The following is a 19,422-nucleotide window of genomic DNA, read 5'->3' as shown; positions in this document are numbered from 1 at the left end:
TGCGAAAAATGCTAAAAAGCGGATAATTTTTTTTCAAAAAGTTTTTTAAATGCGGTTTATCCACAGCCCATGATACGGGATCAGATCAGCAAAATAGTGAAATTTGCTGTTTATTTGATGTGTTAATTGACCTGTTAATCAAGACAAATGCACCATGGACTTTAAAACATCAGAATGAGTATTTTGATAAGTTTTATGAATTATTTTATAGATAGGTTTTGTCTGTTTTTAACCCCCCCAAAACACCTACAAAACATATATTATTGGTTGAATTTATAGGTTGTAATTTCAATATAGGTTGTTTTTTAGATCTGTAAAATATTAACCACTTGAAATATAATAACTTTTATTTTTGACTAAAAAATATATATAAAGGGGGGGTAAAAAGAACCCCCATACCCCCCATACCCCCCATACCCCCCATACCCCCATACCCCCATACCCCCCAAAACCTCCAAAACCTCCAAAACCAATAGATGGGGAATGTTTTGAAGGTTTCATTTTATGAATACATAAGTTATATGTTTTATTGGAATTTAAAATTCATTCATTGAAATGTTTTATGATTTTTCACTAAGGGGTGCCATTCATAACGTATGGTAGGTCGACCGCCTTGGGAGTTATTCTCTCCAGAGATTTCACGAATATAGTTACAACGACATAAAAGCTCTAAAGCTTGCTTAACGGTTTGATTGTCTGTTAAACATTTCCAATCACGTTTATAAACATCCCTTGCTGTAAAAATATCGGGTAAATGATCACAGCGTTCAACAATTAATTTTGCACGCTCTGCTGTAAATGTATCCCCCGCCGCATAAAGACGTTTGGCATGACTTAACAGATATTTTTCCCATCGCAAGGCTGTTTGAAGGGCACCTTTATTGATTTCAAAACGCCCCCCTTCGGTTAATTCAAAAATCAATGCAAGACTTACTATGGTCTTAGGCATTTTCAAAAGATGCGCTTGTAAGCTTTCAGAAAGGTTATTCTCTTTGGCTTCTTTAAAAATCTTTTGCATCCATTCACGAAAGATCTCTTGAGCTTCAGCAGAAAAACGCATCACAAGCGGATATTCTGGTGAACCAAGGGGTTTATCATAAAGAGAACGAAATGCCCCTCCTTCATAAGTTTCCCATGCCTCTTGATTGGGAGGTCTATCAACCCATTTCCAATCTTTTGTCTCATCGGGAAAGACAAGCATTTGAAAGCGTTGTAAGAAACCATCATTGCCTTTGCCATATAAAACATTGCGTATAAAGGGGAGAATGCGAGAGGGTTGAATGCCCCCTATAATAGAAACGGTTGCATTGGGAATAAAAATGGTTCCACGCCCAATCCGGTCATAAGTAAATTGACCATCTCCATTAAAAGCTTCCAAATAAAAGGAACGGTCTGTTTGATATTCCTTTCTTTCCATATCTGTTAAGAAACCGGATAATTCATCACGCACCATCAAGAGACCACGGGGGGGCTTTTAAAAGTTCCCCAAGCTTTTCAACGGTCACATCATTGACAATAAAACGAGAGACATCATCATCACGCGCATTGTCTTTAGAGAGGGTTTCAGACAAAAGAGCATGGGCTGTTTCAAGATCTCCTTTTTTATTGCTTTATGGGCTTGTTTTTTCTTTTCGAATTTGTCTAAAGTTTCAAGTATCTCTTCAATTTCTTGTTTCTCTTTTTGCTTTAGCCAGTCTTTATACCATTTCTTTTGAAGGCAAGTGATAGGAGTTAAAGCGGCTTGCATGGTAGGTGTTTTCATGGTTGAAGGTTGACCAATAAGAGCCCCCCAGAGATTAGGGACAATCTTCCAATCATCATGTTGTTTTGGAGCAATCCGCACGCCATTGCCAATGAGAGCAGCCAAGCCACACAAAGCAGCGACAGCCACAAAATCAAGAGGCGCTTGTTGACGGTCAGCAACGTCATAAACATAGCGACTTAAAGTTAAAGGCATTTGCGCAGCATGAAAAGACTCGACAGGTAAAAGAGTATACTCAAGTAGTTTTAATTCCCCCCAACCATTTTGTTGCAATGCGATTTCATAAGGAATGGCTTCTAAACAAGTCTTAATTATTTAAAGGCGTATTATTCTCTAAAATATTTTTATTATCCTGTCTCATGTTATTTGCCCTAGAAGATAGAGAAGATTGTTAAAATATGCGTTATGCGGGGCTTGCCTCATAAGGACCTCAAAGGCTTGGCTATAAGCACGCGTAGCAAAGGTAAAATTGACTAAAGTATTTTTGATTGGTTGGCTTCCATAACGCCCATGCCAAACCCCGCGCAAGGCACGTGTGATACCTTGCGCATTCTTAAAAGAACACATCATTGTAAATCCTATAACGTTACGTCACAGGACGGATTGTGCTATCTCTAGGGTGATGAGTTTGAGAAAGCCTTGTCCGTCCTTACGTGACAAGGTTTTTTTTATGCCGCGTCACTTTGACGTTGCTGTTTTGCTTGCTCGATGACATTGATAAGATCCGATTGTAACCAACGGGACAAAAAACCAAATTTTAAGGGTTTTGGTAAAGAGCCATTGGTTACATGACGGCGGAATGTTGAAACACTCATATGAAGCAATTTTGCACTTTCACGGTCAGTTAAAAGAATATCATTTTCTGTCATTCTAAAATCCTTTCACTATAAAAAAATGGTAACAAATCATGCCCATTTATTAAGCACATTTTGGTTTATTTTTGAAGGTATTTTATTTATAGAAAACAATATTTTATCATAGTTTTTCTGATGTGATAATTTATGACTCTTATTGAGAAAAAATGAGAGAGAAGAGAGCTAAAGTTATCCACAGATCATGGGGTTATTCACCCCATATTTTAGGTTTGACCCGTGACATAAGCCACCCATTTATTCATATAGACACGGCGCTGTTCTAGATAATCAGTACGACGATAGGAGCGCTCTACTTGTCCTCCTACTGTATGACTTAGAATAGTTTCAGCGACCTCATAGGGGGCATCGGTTGTTTCTGCTAGCCAATCGCGTAAACTAGAGCGAAAACCATGGGGGCAGGCTTCAATTTTATTTTTTCTCATATACGCCGCCATCATCGTATGTGAAAGAGGACCACGACCGGTAAGTGAAAAGATGAAATCACTTTTAGAGATACAGCGGGCTTGTTCAATTACTTTTATTGCTTCAGATGATAGGAGCACGCGAAACTCTGTTGTGGCATCACGCTTGCCTTTCATATTCTCAGCAGGGATTGTCCATATATCCCCATCAACTTGATCTTTATGGATATGACATAAAGGAAAAGTACGAACGCCTGTCAGAATAAGCAGACGCAAAGCTAAATGTTTTATAGTTGTTGTTTTGCAGAGAAATTGGTAAAAAGCCGGCACATCTCTCCAATCCATGGCTGGTAAGCTTTGTTTTTTATGACGTTGTTTGCCTAAGAGAGCGCGTGCTTTTTCTACTGCTTGTAAATCAATATCTAACCCTAATGCAGCCGCATGTTTGAGACAAAGATTAAGACGCATTAGTGCTGTTCGAGCAGTTCCAGCTTTTGTATGCCAAATAGGGGCAAGGGTATCGCGTATCTCTGTTTGAGTAATCTCTGAAACGGGTAGACAGCCTAATTTAGGGAGAATATAAAGACGTAAAGGTGAAAACCAATCACAAGCCTTACCATCATCTTTTAATTCAGCTTTCCGACTTTCAAAAGCATCTACGGCAATATCTTTTAAGTAATGAAGATTGCTTATTGCCTCACGCTTTTGTTTATTGCGTTCTTTAATGGGGTCACGCCCCTCACGTAAAACCGAACGCCACCCAGTTGCCAATTCACGGGCTTGTTTTAAAGAGACATCTCGCAACGCTCCCAAGCCCATTTCACGACGACGTCCGTGAAGGGTATACCGTAAAATCCATTGAGCACCTCCATCTTTACGCTTATGAAGTAACAAGCCGGCTTGTGACGTGCAAGCAAGTGGTTTTAGTTGATTCAACCATACACAGATTTGAAATGAGAGAATCCTACGTTATTTGGGATTCTTATTCGATATGAATAGTGCTAAATTATCATTATAAATCAATATGATTGTATCTTTAATAAGAAATAAAAGTTTGTATTTTGGCGTCGAGTAGAACCTCTTTTAAAAGTAATTTCACCGCAAGTAGTATTTCACAAAATTACAATTAAAACAGAAAAATAATTGAAAAATTTTTCTTCTGAGAAGCTGATTTACGCAACAACTATTCTTTATTTCAGCCCCAAAAAACCTTTTTAAAATTACTTGATAAAGCAGAGCATTGCATATTTCTTATTGTGATTAAAGTGAAATAGCCATTGAAAACAGGAATAATACTTTTTGAATGAACTTAATAATTAAAATGGAAACTAGCTGAGTACAAGAGTTTTTCGATTTATACCGGTATAGGCCAATTTATTTTCCAAACTGAATATTGCGTAATACAGTTAAATTGACTTTACAATTATAAAGTTGTAAATTTTTAGACTATTTACAAAATAATAATTATCTTTAATATATATCAAGGTACATAATAACAATATGAGGAGGATGTTATGTCATATAAAAAGCCGCAGGTGATTGGTACTGTGAATAGTGCAAGTTTAACTTGTTATAAACCATTGGCGCGAGATAGAAAAAAATAAAAAAGCAGGATAAGGGCGCAGCAGCGCCCTTATCCATTGTATTATTAAGAAACAATTTAGGAGGGGAAATGTTTCGTATCAATCTCGACGAGAATAGTATAACTAGATTAAATGATTTTCAGACTATTGTGCTTAATGATTCAGCTATAATTTTAATTGATTCAGTTTTTTTACAGAATCAGAAAATTGAAACTGTTGCGGCAAAGCTTAATGTAGAGACAGAGGTCTTAGCATCAGATTTTTCAATCTTGTTAAGAGAACTAGAAAAGAATGGTTTTCTTTTAAAGAAGGAAAACTTGATTAGTGCGTCAGATTCGATTTTTGATCTTAAAAAATTATGGGCACCTGTGACACCTATTATACATATTATCCAGAATTGCAATAGCCCTTGTATCATGTGCGATTGCTGGAAGATTAAGGAAAAAAATTGGCATACTCCAGAAAGTTTAATACCCTTATTTAGAATGTTGAAAGAAAAAGGAGCTGCCTCAGTGATGCTTTCTGGGGGAGAACCTTTAATGCATCCGAGGCTTAAAGATATTTTATTAACGTTGAATGAACTAGGTCTGCCTGTTGAATTAAATACCAATGGCATCTTATTGCATAAAAATTTATGGATTTCACAGTATGACATAAAAGAAATTGTTATTTCTATGGATTCGACTAGTGTCCAAGGATATTATGATATACGGGGGGCGAATAAATTTGATCGCGTGTGGGAAAACATTGAAACAGTTAAGAATCTTCAACCTCTGCAAAGTATAGGAATAAGAGCGACAGTTACTAAAGAGATTCTAGAAAATATTATTAATTTTATCGATTTTTGTATAAGCAAAGATGTCGATTATATCGGATTTAACCCGCTCGATACGTCGTCATTTTGTTTTTCTAGAAACAATAATACAAAGGATCGATCTAAGGCTTTAAGCAACAAAATTCTTCCGCCAAACGCCTCACTTTTTCATTTGAGAGATGAATTATCAAGGAAAGAATCCCCCCTCCAGATTTATATAGATAAAAAGTTCCAAGAAAGGAAAATCTCATGGACGTCACAAAATTTTGTAAATTGTATTAATTATTACTTAGGCGAAAATTCTGCGTACGTTTCGTCGCCGTTAATGTGTTTATTTCCATTTTCATCCTTGGTATTGGACTATAATGGAGATTTAAAAAATTGCTTTTATTCAGAAGCTTTTGGGAATCTACAAAATTATGAGGCAATAGATTGGTCTGCTCAAAGCGTTTTAAAATCTTTGAAAGAATCTGGCGCATGTAGCGGATGTCGTGGGAAGGTATTTTGTGGATAAGGTTAAGCAATTTAAGATTTATAGCGTTAGCAAGTCTACTGCTCTAGTGGTTGCTGTTTTACCACTTTTTTTGTCGGAAAAATTGCATTTGTCGCAAGCGGATATTGTTTTAATCGGTAGTTATTTTTTATTGCTTCCTTTGATCTTAGAAGTCCCCTTGGGTTTATTATCAGATGTTTATGGAAGTAAGCGCGTTATTTATACTGGGCTGTTTTTCTTTCTTTGCGGTTTTTTAGCTCTTTTTATGAATTATGCATATTTTGCTTACGCCACTTATTTGTTGTGTATCACATTAGCGGCCGCTTGTTTCTCAGGTGCGGAAGATAGTTTACTCTTTTCTGTAGTACCAAAGCATCGCACACTGTTTTCCGTTAAGTCCGAAGTGGCTGCTGTTACCTATAGTGTGACAACGGTACTTATTTTTTTAGGGGGAATACTTTATTATGTGCATCCTGCATTGCCTGTAATTTTTCAAATCCTTTCATTAATTTTTGCTATTTTTATGTTTTCAAAACTGACGAAGGGATTAGATAGTTTTCATATCAACGCTCATCCGAGTATTTTCACAGTTATGTGCGCCAGCCGTAAAGAAGTCAAAAACCCTTATCGCTTCACTCTTGTTTTTTTAAGTGCAGTTTCAGCTTTTGCTATTTTGGTTAATAATCGAACTGTTTCTATCGCATTTTCTGATTTTTTGCCATTTCAACCTGCTATTTTGGTTTCGATTATTTTTATCATTGGGAATTTTTTTTCAGCAAGTTCCAATATATTGTTTCAGAAGTATTTTTCAAAGTTTCAAAATCCTATTTTTCCCGTCTTAATGATTGGTTGTATGGTAACCATTGCTTTTTTTCTCATGTCATTTCAAATCATTGCGGCTCTTATATTAGGATTTTTACTGCTATGTGTTTTTAAATCTGCTTATCGATCTTATCTGTCGTCTCTTCTTATAAATTCACTGATTGATCCCAAAGCTATCGCGACTGTTTTATCATTTACAGCCATTATTACAGCTGTTGTATCCTTTGCATTCAGTTTTTTATACGGTCATGTTTTTTCAACATTCTGGCAAGCTAATTTGTGGTTGGCAGTGATTATGGCTGTGATTTTTGGGGTGTCTGCTTTAATTATTTTTGTCAGAAAACAAGAAATCATTTGGTTACAGCCTGAAAATGCACAATCGTCAAAACAACATTTCTTGAAACGCAAGCATCAAGAATTTTGCTATGGGCAAATTTATCCGGAAGCATCGTGCATTAATGAAAACATCAAGGATGGCTCTTTTCGACAAAGTCTCTATCCTGCACCAAATTTGATAACACTTTGCGATGAAGTAGTCGAATGGGAGTTTATCCGGGGTACTGTATTGAGTCAAATGGATTTGCTACATCAAAAGGCGATTATTGATCAAATCAATAAGATCTTTCAAGATCGATTAAGCAAAAATATAATCTTATCACATGGAGATTTACATCCTGATAATATCATTGTTACTCCTGATAGTTCTTTTATGGTAGTGGATTGGGATTTATGTCAAGAAGCCAGTCCGGAATTGGATATCTTAACATTTTTCACCAGTCCAAGATTATCTCTCAATTTAGAAGAACGGATAGACTATATTTCTCATTTGCTGTCTATATCAAAGGATGAAGCTTTACCAATGATAAAAGCGTTTGTGGCTAAAAAAATTTCTGATCTTTGTCTATACCAAAATATTTTCATGAAACAATTAGTATTGGATTATATGAACTTGAATAAGGAATTTCATGGGCGATAATATTGTAATTTGTAATGAAAATTGCAGTGCGAGCTGCAATCATTGTCCGTATTCGATGGAATATATGGTGAGAGATGACGCGTTGCCTGAATCTTTATATACAATAAATGACATAAAATCTGATTTTATTATTCTTTCTGGTGGAGAGCCTTTTGAGCTCGATTATGATTTACTTCATAAATATACTTGTATGTGTCTCATTTGCAAAAAATATTTTCGGATTGCAACAGGGGGGCACATCTATATTCAACCATATTTGAAGCTATTAAAGAGTAATCCGTTCTTTTTAGGGATACAAATAGGCACAGATGTTATTTCAGAGATAAGAAATCTAGACAGTAAAAAATATAAACAAACGTGGGTGCGTAACATAGAATGTATGAAAAAAGATAGCGTACCATATAGTGTGACGATTACTTTATCGGAGAGATTCGATTTGGCAGAAGTGTTAGCTCTAATACGTATCGCTACTCCCGAGTTCATTTTAGTTAATTTTGAAAATAGAAAAAAGTATGAGAATAGATTTCAGTTAAATATGATACGGGATTTTTTTTCTGGCTGTGAGATAAAATATGGATATACGCATCAGAGTTTACACCAATAAATATAAACTATCGGATTCTTTTCACAGTTCTTCTGGTGTGTTAGTTGAAAAAACAGAACTGATAATTTTATTTACTGCTCAGGATAAAGTTATTTCGCCCTTTGCTATGGAGTTGCCATTGTCACCTAGTCACGGAGAAATGCCGGACGATTTTATAAAATCTGTAAATGAACGATCAATAAATAAAAGTAAACACTTTGCAAATTCTTTAAGCTATTTCTTTGGGTTGGAAGATTTTTTTAAAAAAGTTGAAATGGCTAAAATTATTAATTCTGGATTAATGAAATCTATTAAAACGATAGGAATAGGTGCAATTATTGATGATGAGATACGTAATTACGATTTGATAAAATTGAAATCATCGAATCAGTATTTGGATGATACAATTGCAATTGTTAATGAAAACAAAAATGTAAAATTTATTATTGATTTCAATGCAAGTATTAATTTTGAGCAGTGGAATTATTTTATTGATAGGATAGATAAGAATAATTTGTTTGGAATAGAACAGCCTGTGAAATTTCCTTCAAAAATTCCAGATTTGGGTTTCTTAAATATCGCTGATGAGACATTCGTGAAATGTGGTTATGAAAAAATTCACGAATATGGCTATAATGCTTTTGTCTATAAGCCATTTGCAAGTAATATTAAAGAATTATATAAGTGTTTTGAGAATAAAAATAACTACGTTGGTATGGTTGGAAGTAATGTTTCAGGCCCTTTAGATTGTAGTTTTTGTAACATCATAAATCATTATATGCCTACCAAATTAGCAGGAAATCGTGCAAGTAATTTTGAAGCGCATCCGTTAAATAATAAAACTGAGGATTTAATGAGAATTCGAGAAAAAAAGATATCTCTCTCTGATGAATTGTTTATTTATCTTGATAAATTTTGCCAAAAGGTATCGGATTTGTATTTTGATATGAATCAATTAAAAGAAATTGCTACAAATATATAGTATTTCCCACTCTGAAGCAGCTATGTTTCGTGAATAGATATAGGACATACCGATGGAAGAACGATATGGTGCTTGTCTCATGTATCGGGATCTTATATACTAAAAGTGTCAAAGATGGTGGCAAAATTGGCTTTGATTTTTTTGATATTAGCAGTAATTTAAGCAGCAACTTGCCTTTTTTATTCAAGATTTTTGATGAGAAAGAATTATAGGTATTTCAGTTTGATGTAACTCAAAATAAGCGAACGGTATTTTTAAGCTTGATGTTTATTATAAAGCTGAGCTCAACCCCAATCAAAACAGTATGGCAGGTGGACTTATTATCTTACTTAAAAGGGGCTAGCTAAGAAGCATACGCTTGTTATTATATCGAATGTTCTCAATTTGCATTCGATTAAACTTACAAATCAAGATGGCTTTTATTCTAATATCATCAATACTGGGCTTTATAGATTAAACATTCAAGTCCAATAATTCGCAGAACAAATGAGCCATGCATCCAAAATGCCAATTACGAGTAATATAAATCCCAATGATATTGTAGCTGATATTCACTTAATACCATCAATACTCCCAAATGACTCCTATTATCGTAAGGTTTTTTTCTTTTCTCTTGAGATCATCACCAACGTCATAAAAATATATTTTACCATGCTGTTTCACGTTTGGATTTTTTACAAAAATAGAAATTTCCATAGAGTAGCTCAAGATCCTAAACAAAAATATTAAAATATAATGTTTTTTATTTTTTATTATTAAAAAAATAACATAAACATTGGAATAACTCTCCAAAAGCAACAAAACTCTTTGTAAGAAGAACTCTGATCATTTTCTTTGAAAAAAGAGCAATGAAGAGAATGTCACTAAAAAGAGCGTTGAGCGATTGGCTTGAAAAACTGTCAAAAGAGATTTCTCTATTGTGTGGTCCTATGATTTTTCACCAAGGTGAGCTATTCATAGCGTTTTGTAGGCCGACCGCCTTTTGGGTTTTGTCTTCATAAATTTCACGAAGATAGTTGTAACAGCATAAAAGCTCTAAAGTTTGTTAAATAATTCCTTATGTTTTGGATTGGCTTGGCTTAAATGCACCCCACCACCTGTTACAGATCCCAACATGGCTTTTGCTGGTTTTTGGTCTGTTTTGCAACCATTGGCTTGTAAAAAGGTTCTATGAATGGCGAAAGAGCCAGCGCCCTTAACAAGAGCCACCAACGCGGTCAGTGTAACCCCAGAGGGGTGCGAACATTTGTCGTAAAAGCGTAAATCAGGAGGCAAATCACATGTAATACCCCGCATACGTAAATAGGTTTCTGCTAAAGTGTTTTTAATAGGTTGGCTTTGTTGCCAAATTGCTTTTGCTCTCTCTGCTTTCTGTTTTGCTCGTTTGAGATCAGCACAAAACTGTTTGGAGAAAGAGAGCGTCTGATCATAAGCTTGTTTTCCAAGCAATCTAATTCTAATAAGCGCTTGTATGATCTCTCTAAAAGAGCAGCCAGAATAACAATAGAGCAATAAACGCCCATCATGTCCATTGGCAAGGGATAAGCTAGGCAGCCTATCATCATGAGCAGGGCAATGAGCAAGTCCATAACGCCCATGCCAAACTCCACGTAATGCACGTGTGATACCTTGCGCATTCTTAAAAGAACACATCATTGTAAATCCTATAACGTTGCGTCATAGGACGGATTGTGCTATCTCTAGGGTGATGAGTTTGAGAAAGCCTTGTCCGTCCTTACGTGACAAGGTTTTCTTTTTATGCCGCGTCGTTATAACGTTGCTGTTTTGCTTGTTCGATTACATTCAAAAGATCCGATTGTAACCAACGGGATAAAAAACCAAATTTTAAAGGTTTTGGGAGAGAGCCATTGGTCACATGACGGCGGAAAGTTGAGACACTCATATGAAGCAATTTTGCACTTTCACGGTCTGTTAAAAGAATATCATTTTCTGTCATTCTAAAATCCTTTCACTATAAAAATGGAAATAAATCATGCCTATTTATTAAGCACATTTTGGTTCATTTTTGAAGGTATTTTATTTATAGAAAACAATATTTTATCATAGTTTTTCTGATGTGATAATTTATGACTCTTATTGAGAAAAAATGAGAGAGAAGAGAGCTAAAGTTATCCACAGATCATGGGGTAAATTACCCCATATCTTAAGATTGACCCGTGACATAAGCCGCCCATTTATCCATATAAACGCGGCGCTGTTCTAAATAGTCAGTCCGACGATAGGCACGCTCTACTTTACCTCCTACTGTATGACTTAGAATGGTTTCAGCGACCTCATAGGGGGCATCGGTTGTTTCAGCAAGCCAATTGCGTAAACTAGAGCGAAAGCCATGCGGGCAGGCTTCAAGTCCAATACGTTTCATATATTGAGCCATACACCTATGCGCGAGGGGACCGCGACCTGTTGCAGAAAAGAAGAAATCATTGCGTGATAAAAGGCGCGCTTGTTTTAAAATGTCTAATGCTTCAGATGATAGAGGCACGCGAAACTCTTTTGTTGTATCACGCTTTCCTTTCATATTTTCAGCAGGGATAGTCCATATATCCCCATCAACTTGATCTTTATGGATATGACATAAAGGAAAAGTACGAACGCCTGTCAGAATAAGCAAACGTAAAGCCAGTTGTGTCATTGTTGTTGTTTCGCAAAGTGTTTTATAAAAAGCCGGAACCTTTCTCCAATCCATAGCTGGAAAATTTTGCGTTTTATGGCGTTGTTTGCCTAAGAGCGCGCGTGCTTTTTCTGTTGCTTGTAAATCAACATTCAAACCTAATGCAGCCGCATGTTTAAGACAAAGATTAAGACGTATCAATGCTTTCTCTGCTGTTGCAGCTTTTGTATGCCAAATAGGGGCAAGAGTATTGCGTATCTCTGTTTGAGTAATCTCTGAAACGGGTAGACAGCCTAATTTAGGGAGAATATAAAGACGTAAAGGTGAAAACCAATCACAAGCCTTACCATCATCTTTTAATTCAGCTTTCCGACTTTCAAAAGCATCTACGGCAATATCTTTTAAGTAATGAAGATTGCTTATTGCCTCACGCTTTTGTTTATTGCGTTCTTTAATGGGGTCACGCCCCTCACGTAAAACCGAACGCCACCCAGTTGCCAATTCACGGGCTTGTTTTAAAGAGACATCTCGCAACGCTCCCAAGCCCATTTCACGACGACGTCCGTGAAGGGTATACCGTAAAATCCATTGAGCACCTCCATCTTTACGCTTATGAAGTAACAAGCCAGCACCATCATTATATTTGCCAGCCCCCAATGTTGCGACAGATCTTGCATTAAGACGGTTCATAAGAGCCATTTTTTACTCCTTTCTTATATAAATTTGATCCACACATTCATCCCACTTGTTATGTGCAAATGAGTGGTTTTGATTGAAGCAATATAAACTGATTTAAAATGAGACAATCTTAGGTTATTCGGGACTCTCATTCAATATGAATAACGATATATTATCATTATAAATCAATGCCTTGTAGAGATAGAGAGTGTTGATGAGGAGCATCCATGGTTTGTGCACGCGTTTGATTTGATTAAGGCGCGTGCAAAATACGAACTTTACAAGAATATCCTTAAAGGACCCGATTGTGCAACAGCAGCGTACAATGACTTTAACGAACAGTTGCATGAATTGCGTGCAGAGACGTCTCAACGTCATAACGTCACTCGAATAATTCCGACGGATTTCTAATATGGTTTATTTTCCAATCGCTGATTACAGACCAGATGTTGCGGTTGTCAACGGCAGTTTTACGGATATGCTTGTGAATGTTTTACCGGCTGATGGCTGTTACATTCCGATGCCTAATGCAATGGTAGTGTCTCATGCTTTAGAAGAAAAGCCGTTGGGGTGCATAGCCTTTAGAAGTGGCAATGGTGTTAAGATAATCGTAGGAGGAGCCAAAAAGCTTTACAGTTATGATAGTCAAACGAAGGGTTGGAAAGACATAAGTCAAAGTGGTGTGACCTATCAAGCAAATGAGGAGAATAAATGGTCGTTTGCTCTTTTTAAAAACATGGTTATTGCGGTGAATAAAAATGATAAGCCGCAAGTTTTCAAGGTCCTTAGTTCTGAACGGTTTGAAGATTTAGAAGGAAATCCACCGAAAGCAGGATTGGTCAAAGTTTGGGGACCTTTTGTTTGTTTGATGCAATTGACAGATAATCCCAATCGCATTCATTGGTCAGGTTTGAACGATGTAACTTTATGGGAAATAGGTAAAAAAAAATGTGATCATATAGATTTTCCAGATGGAGAATATGTGCAAGGGGCGACGGAATCCACCAATCCCCTTATTTTTATGCGTTCTGCTATTTACGCTGGTTTATTTACTCCAGGGGCTGAACTTGTATACAGTTTTCAAAAGATCCAAGACAAGCGCGGAGCGCGCAGTGCAGCCTCTATAGCGTGTCGAGGGAGTGATGCTTTTTTTGCGAGTGATGGTGGTTTTTATCAGATGAGTTTGGATGGTCAACTTTTGCCGATAGGCTTTGAGAAGGTTGATAGAACAGTTTTTAAAACCTTTGATAAGTTTGCTCTTGATGAGATGCAAGGGGTTATAGATCCCATTGATAACCGGATTTACTGGTCCTTAAAGAGAGGCAATAACGAGCAAACGACCTTTGTTTATGATTGGGGATTGCAGAAATGGTCGACGCTACAGGGAAAACCTTTCACGTTGTTTCCAGTATTTACGACAGGGTATACTTTAGAACAGTTAGATGAGATCTCGATCAATCTTGAGTCCTTGCCGGCTTCTTTAGACAGCCCTCGTTGGCAAAGTGGCGCCCCAATGCTTGGTGCTTTTGATGATGAAAATCGGCTTGTTATGTTTACGGGAGCACCGATGGAGGCAACGGTTGTTTCGCAAGAATTGGGAGCACCAGATGGAAGTTTTAACTTTATCACGAAGATGTTTGCTGAAGTTGATACGACGGAAGGTCTTTTAAGCATAGGAGAGCGTCGGCTTCGCAATAATCAGACACCGATTACATGGCACCAAGAGAGGGCATGTTCATATGTCACGGGTGCTTATCATGGTCGTTCGCGCAATCGTTATCACCGCTTTAAATTGCGTATTCCTGAAGGTGTTCATTGGAACCAAATCACAGGATTTAATGTGGATTTACGTCCTTTAGGCAGAGGGTAATGGCAAAAGTCTTTTTGACCACGTCTTGGGATATGGAGCGTATAGCGCCTTATCTTGAAGACATCATTGCATCCTTTAGAGAGTATGTAGAGCGTTTCAAACATGAAATCACGTTGCAAGAGCTCCTTGAAGCGATTTGCAGTGGCAAGAAACAGTTATGGCTTGTTTTGGATGATGACGAGCGCTTTTTAGCGGCATTCACGACCCAGATACAGCAGACAGTTTTAGGAAAGAAGCGCGCACTGATTTGTGAATGTAGTGGCAAGGACGTTCTTGATCAAGTTGATAATTTGACATTTGTAGAGGATTGGGCGCGTGAGAATGGGGCTTCTGAAATGGAGATCTTGGGTCGTTTAGGTTGGAAGCGCGCATTGGACAAGCAAGGCTATGGCATAACGATGCTTTATTATAGGAAGGAATTGTGACATGGGGAGCAGTAGACCAGCAACGACAGAACAGAAGCAGGTACAAACAAGCGCCCCTCCCGCTTGGATGCAGAATGTATTTAAGCGAGGGGGTGCAGATGCGTATAACATGTATGATACAGGGATGGGTGGTAATGTGTATGGAGGACCTCGTGTTGCACCTTTAAGTGCTCCAACTTATCAAGCAATCGGAGGTCTTGGAGCTATTCCTCATCAATATCAAAATTATATGAATCATTTGATGAATACTCCCATGCAGGCAGAAAGAAATATTGGTGAATTGGCTTCTAGTTATAAAGGGGGCTATGATCAGGATTTTGAAGATGTACTTAAAAAATCTATGGATGATGTGAGAGATACGATTAACAGCTCTTTTGTAGGTGCTGGTGGTTATGGATCTGGTGCGCATACAAAAGTGTTGGCGCGTGAACTTGATGCATTGTCTAAAAGTGCTAGGATTAATCATTACCGTCAGAATAAGCAGGATATGTTACATGCTAATGCCTTACTTGGTGATTTTAATAAGTATCGCTTAGGCATGATAAGCAACTTATTCCCCTCTTATAATAATGCCTATTCGAATATGTTGCAGGGGTCATCTGTTCTTAATGACTACAATCAACGCCTTGTTGATGCCAATAGAGAACGTTGGCTGGAACAAGACAATAGCGGCTGGAATAGGTTGAATATGCTTATGAACGCCGGTCATGGCTTTGCAAGAAATTACGGCACGACAACGAATAATAATACAGCCTCTATGATGCAAGGCAACGACCCTTGGAAGAATTTTGCGACAGTAGCAGGTCTTGCGACAAGTTTTATGGGTATTCCTGATATTTCTAAGCCTTTTGGCGCATTTTTAGGCAAAAAATTCGGTGTATAGGAGTAAAGAGATGAGAAAAGATCCTTTATTTACAATGTCTGGAATTGGTGCAGAAGGTTTTATATATCCTAGTGCAATTTTGCCATATACGTTACCAGTGCAGAAAAATAAATGGGCTGGAGTTAAGGAGGAAAGAGAACGCCAAAAGCGTGAAGAGATCTATGGTCGAAAGCTATTAGGAATGGTTATTCCGAAGATTGGTGAGAGACCTATTGATAAAATGAATCTGTTGCAGAGAGTCATACAGCAGCATCAAGGTCCTGCTACTCCTAGTGCAATTTCTATTGATAAACCGTTTGAGAGTGGTTCTCTTGCGCCTTCTCAAATAGGAACTATTGTTCCGGATGGAGTATATCATGAGAAGAAGGAACCTTATGTGGTTCCTGAAGCAGAAATACCATTTGGTGTTGGTAATCATCCACCACTCCCTAATGCACAGGAGATTAAACAACTTACGCCTATAGTAGAGGCAGCTTCAACACCACAGTCACAAACTTCTCCAGTAGATACTCGAACTGGTTTTGAAAAGTTTGTCCAGTCTGATTTTTATAAAAAGCTTCAAGATCTTTTTGCAGGTATGTCGGCAGCACCGTCAGGCGGTTCTGGGTGGGATGCGCTTGCAAGTGGTGTGAAGCGTCTTAACGAAGGAGATAAACAAAGAGGGCAGGTTAATCAGACCGTCGAATACCTAAAATCTAAAGGGTACAGTGAAGAAGAGGCGCGGTTCATGGCTGGGAATAAAGATGCATTGAATGCTTTTCTATTACAAAAAGTGAACGGCGGTTATGATGCTAGATCTAAAGAAGAAATGGACCGCCTACGAGAAACAATAGATCTTAAAAATAGTGAAGCTATCAGTAGTAATACACTCCATGACATTGAACGTTTTATGAATTATATAGAAGAGAATGGTGATTGGGCTACGGGAAATCTTGCTGATTGGCAAGCTTCTTTTAAGGTTCCTCAACACCGTGATATGCGTTCACTGCTTGATTCCATTAAAAACCGTATAGGTATTGACCGTTTAGAAACGATGAGACGGTATTCACGCAATGGTGCTTCTGGTTTTGGTAACCTTACAGAAAGAGAGCTTGATATCTTAAAGAGCTATTTAGGAGAGATAAAGTACGACTTGGGTCATAAAGAGCTCTTGTTTAGGTTGAAAAAAATCCATCAGATTTTGTCTAAGATGAAATTAGACGTATTGAAATTGCTAGAAGACAGCAGCATTGAATTAACGCAAGAGAGTGTTGATAAGGTTACCTCACAGTTGCATTCTAAAGCTCCACAGCAAGGACATAGTGCAAATGCGCCTGTAGTAAAAAGTGCAGAAGAAATTGAAGCCTTACCGAAAGGAGCAGATTTTATTGTTATTGATGCCGATGGTAAAAGAATGACTATAAGAAAATAGGTTGTGTTTCATGTCTGAACTTAAGAATTATGATAAGTCACTTCTTCCTGAATGGGCTAGAAAGTATAAGGTTATTGGTATTGCTGAAGATGTTCAAAAGGAAACAAATTATCCTGAACTTAAGGATTATGATAAATCACGTCTCCCTGAGTGGGCTAGGAAATATAAAGTAATTGGTCCAGTTCAAGATATTCCAAATACTCAAGAAACATTCAAAGATTTTGCATTTGATGATAAAGATCTTACGTGGTGGGATGCTGTTAGAAGCCATGGTACATCTGGTCTTACAGCAGGGTACAGTGATGAGATACAAGCGGCGAATGAAGCAGGTTTTACGGATTATTGGAGCGGCGATAAAAAGGCAGAAGAGGTTTATAATAGAAGAGTAGCCAAGGAACGTGCTTACCAAAAAGCCTTGGAAGAGAAACATCCATGGTTATCTTCTGGTGCTTATATTGCTGGTTCGATTTTACCAACATTAGCATCATTGGGGATCCCTGCTTTAAATTTTTTGCGAGCAGGCTCGACTTTAGGAAGTTTAGGTAGGGGAGCTATTGTTGGGGCAGGTTCTGGAGCTTTACATGGTTCTGGTGCAGGAAAAGGTTACAATGATACGGTGAATTCGGCATTAGCCGGTGGTGTTGGTGGGGCAGTTTTGACGCCGGTTGCTGCTTTAGGAGGTATAGGTATTTCTAAGGCAGTTCGTAGTTTAGGAAATGCTTTAAAATCGCCTCCACTTGTAAGGAATTATTTTAATCCTGCTCGTAAAGAGGTTTCAAATAAAGCTTTGAGAGAAGTTGCCAAGCAACTTTACGATAATAAACCCCAAAAGATCACGGAACGTCTTAGCTCAGAACCTCAGGAAGTATTTTTGACAGATATTAATGAAAAACTACGACAGACTTTGTGGAATGCGTCTAAAACAAATGAAGATGTTTATAATCTCTTGAAACAAGCACATGAGAAAAGATTGGGAGGTTCTGTTCAACGTCTTTATGATATGATGGAGCAGACAATTGTTCCATACCAGCATAGCGATACTTTAAGCAGGACGCTTAAACAGCAAGGGAAAGAAGCGCATGATCATCTTTATGAACAAGCAAGGCAAACGCCGATAGGACGAGAGTATTATCCGGCTCTTAATAAACTTTTTGAAAATAAAGGGTTTCAAAAAGCTCTTAAAGAAGCTGTCAATACTTTAGAGGAACACCCTCTCAGTATAAATCCTAGAAGGTTTTATGATAGAAGATTTAGCAGTATAACCTATAAACCTACGATAGAGTTATTAGATCAAACTAAGCAGTCTCTCGATGATTTAATCGAAAAAAGTAAGAAACATGGCGATAACCAAAAGATTTTAGGATACGAAGTCCTCAAACAAAATTTGGTAAAAATAATGGACGAAATCTCTCCTACTTATAAAGCAGCACGCGGTAGTGCAGCAAAATTCAAAAACTTTGCAGATAGCTTTGAGGAAGGTAGACAAGCTTTTGGAACAAAGCTTGAAAAGAGTTTTGAAAGGGATGCAGTTCAGGAAAATCTTTCTAAAGGGAATTGGACAAAACAAAATAATACCTATCAGATGGGTATGAGAGATGCCTTAGATGATTTACTCAGAAAAAATGATGACCCTATTAATGAATTTTCTAAACTTTTAAAACAAAATCTTGCGTCTGAGAATCTTGAAAGGACCATAGGACCGGAACGGTTTTCTACTTTTAAAAAGGCAGTAGATCAGGAGCAATTCTATTCTGATGCAGCAAAAGAGGGTTTTAGCAAATTTGAAGGCACTCCTGAGGTTTCTCTTTTTGATGGAGTTCGTGTACCACATAGTATTCCTGATATACCAGCTCAAGGCTTAAAATTAGCACGAAACATATTTTTCCACCCGAATGCTCCAGAGGCGCTACGGGCAAGACAAGAGCTAGAGCGCGGTATAGCGAAGTTAGCAACTTTTGGCGTTAAAGGAATGGAGCGCAATGAAATTGCCAAATTGATTCAAAGTGCTTTGAAGTGGCATAAAGCCGGTGTGATAACGGATGAAGGCTTGAAGATTGTTTCTAGAGCTGTAGCAAAAGGGTTAGGTCCTAGTGCTTCAATAGAGTATGCGAAATGACCCGTTCTAGTCCTTCTGTTAATCAAGCGATCCGTCAAACGGCAGCGCGTTATGGTTTGCCAGAGAGTTATTTGTACCGTGTTGCGCAAGTGGAAAGTGGAGGCAATCCGAATGCA

15 protein-coding genes and 3 pseudogenes are annotated in these 19,422 nt (G+C 37.6%); 11 read left to right on the top strand and 7 right to left on the bottom strand.

Annotation, left to right across the window (positions count from 1 at the left end; translation table 11 throughout):
* Positions 1 to 547: 547 nt before the first annotated feature.
* The 4 genes and pseudogenes from ACFIKX_RS10430 to ACFIKX_RS10415 all read right to left on the bottom strand — a co-directional run bounded on the left by ACFIKX_RS10430 (position 548) and on the right by ACFIKX_RS10415 (position 3,974).
* A pseudogene (locus ACFIKX_RS10430) lies at positions 548 to 1,957 on the bottom strand (YfjI family protein).
* 162 nt (positions 1,958 to 2,119) lie between these two features.
* On the bottom strand, positions 2,120 to 2,332 hold the full coding sequence (locus tag ACFIKX_RS10425) for a hypothetical protein (protein WP_375629503.1): 213 nt from the start codon (positions 2,330 to 2,332) through the stop codon (positions 2,120 to 2,122).
* A gap of 98 nt (positions 2,333 to 2,430) precedes the next feature.
* Positions 2,431 to 2,631 (bottom strand): AlpA family transcriptional regulator, encoded by a 201-nt coding sequence (locus tag ACFIKX_RS10420; RefSeq protein ID WP_011180791.1) that lies wholly within the window; start codon positions 2,629 to 2,631, stop codon positions 2,431 to 2,433.
* A 209-nt stretch (positions 2,632 to 2,840) separates the two neighbouring features.
* Complete coding sequence (locus ACFIKX_RS10415; protein WP_375629500.1) at positions 2,841 to 3,974, bottom strand: tyrosine-type recombinase/integrase; 1,134 nt, start codon at positions 3,972 to 3,974, stop codon at positions 2,841 to 2,843.
* A gap of 736 nt (positions 3,975 to 4,710) precedes the next feature.
* Here ACFIKX_RS10415 and ACFIKX_RS10410 point away from each other — a divergent pair.
* The 4 genes from ACFIKX_RS10410 to ACFIKX_RS10395 are packed head-to-tail and all read left to right on the top strand — an operon-like array spanning position 4,711 to position 9,291.
* Positions 4,711 to 5,949 (top strand): radical SAM protein, encoded by a 1,239-nt coding sequence (locus tag ACFIKX_RS10410; protein ID WP_375629497.1) that lies wholly within the window; start codon positions 4,711 to 4,713, stop codon positions 5,947 to 5,949.
* A complete protein-coding gene (locus ACFIKX_RS10405) occupies positions 5,942 to 7,726 on the top strand; it encodes an MFS transporter (RefSeq protein WP_375629494.1) in 1,785 nt (594 codons plus the stop codon). The genes ACFIKX_RS10410 and ACFIKX_RS10405 overlap by 8 nt, the downstream gene beginning before the upstream one ends.
* A complete protein-coding gene (locus ACFIKX_RS10400; RefSeq protein ID WP_375629491.1) occupies positions 7,716 to 8,330 on the top strand; it encodes a hypothetical protein in 615 nt (204 codons plus the stop codon). Before ACFIKX_RS10405 ends, ACFIKX_RS10400 begins: the two co-directional genes overlap by 11 nt.
* The gene (locus ACFIKX_RS10395) at positions 8,299 to 9,291 is read left to right on the top strand and encodes a hypothetical protein (protein ID WP_375613859.1); all 993 of its coding nucleotides are present in this window, start codon (positions 8,299 to 8,301) and stop codon (positions 9,289 to 9,291) included. The genes ACFIKX_RS10400 and ACFIKX_RS10395 overlap by 32 nt, the downstream gene beginning before the upstream one ends.
* 1,059 nt (positions 9,292 to 10,350) lie before the next feature.
* Here ACFIKX_RS10395 and ACFIKX_RS10390 read toward each other — a convergent pair.
* From ACFIKX_RS10390 to ACFIKX_RS10380, 3 genes and pseudogenes are all read right to left on the bottom strand, one after another.
* Positions 10,351 to 10,947 (bottom strand): annotated as a pseudogene (locus tag ACFIKX_RS10390) (virulence-associated protein E); the annotation flags it as partial.
* 100 nt (positions 10,948 to 11,047) lie between these two features.
* Complete coding sequence (locus tag ACFIKX_RS10385; RefSeq protein ID WP_015856172.1) at positions 11,048 to 11,248, bottom strand: AlpA family transcriptional regulator; 201 nt, start codon at positions 11,246 to 11,248, stop codon at positions 11,048 to 11,050.
* A 207-nt stretch (positions 11,249 to 11,455) separates the two neighbouring features.
* Positions 11,456 to 12,622, bottom strand: a complete 1,167-nt coding sequence (locus ACFIKX_RS10380; RefSeq protein ID WP_375627875.1) for a tyrosine-type recombinase/integrase — start codon at positions 12,620 to 12,622, stop codon at positions 11,456 to 11,458.
* A gap of 171 nt (positions 12,623 to 12,793) precedes the next feature.
* On the opposite strand from ACFIKX_RS10380, the pseudogene ACFIKX_RS10375 reads away from it, so the two are divergent.
* The 7 genes and pseudogenes from ACFIKX_RS10375 to ACFIKX_RS10345 form a co-directional block, all read left to right on the top strand.
* Positions 12,794 to 13,012, top strand: a pseudogene (locus tag ACFIKX_RS10375) (hypothetical protein); the annotation flags it as partial.
* A gap of 1 nt (position 13,013) precedes the next feature.
* A complete protein-coding gene (locus ACFIKX_RS10370) occupies positions 13,014 to 14,471 on the top strand; it encodes a hypothetical protein (protein ID WP_375661257.1) in 1,458 nt (485 codons plus the stop codon).
* Positions 14,471 to 14,896, top strand: coding sequence for a hypothetical protein (locus tag ACFIKX_RS10365; RefSeq protein ID WP_375661256.1), 426 nt, complete (start codon positions 14,471 to 14,473; stop codon positions 14,894 to 14,896). Before ACFIKX_RS10370 ends, ACFIKX_RS10365 begins: the two co-directional genes overlap by 1 nt.
* Before the next feature lies 1 nt (position 14,897).
* Positions 14,898 to 15,779, top strand: coding sequence for a hypothetical protein (locus tag ACFIKX_RS10360; protein ID WP_375661255.1), 882 nt, complete (start codon positions 14,898 to 14,900; stop codon positions 15,777 to 15,779).
* Between the two features lie 10 nt (positions 15,780 to 15,789).
* A complete protein-coding gene (locus ACFIKX_RS10355; protein WP_375628365.1) occupies positions 15,790 to 17,190 on the top strand; it encodes a hypothetical protein in 1,401 nt (466 codons plus the stop codon).
* A 10-nt stretch (positions 17,191 to 17,200) separates the two neighbouring features.
* Positions 17,201 to 19,306, top strand: a complete 2,106-nt coding sequence (locus ACFIKX_RS10350) for a glycine zipper family protein (RefSeq protein ID WP_375628364.1) — start codon at positions 17,201 to 17,203, stop codon at positions 19,304 to 19,306.
* Positions 19,303 to 19,422: transglycosylase SLT domain-containing protein (locus ACFIKX_RS10345; protein WP_375627703.1), on the top strand; the 120-nt coding region annotated here is incomplete at its 3' end. The genes ACFIKX_RS10350 and ACFIKX_RS10345, both read left to right, overlap by 4 nt.

Source organism: Bartonella sp. CM86QHHN, assembly GCF_042194695.1.
Classification (GTDB): domain Bacteria; phylum Pseudomonadota; class Alphaproteobacteria; order Rhizobiales; family Rhizobiaceae; genus Bartonella.
Note: the sequence above shows the minus strand (reverse complement) of the source record. Positions and strands in the feature narration are given on the sequence as shown.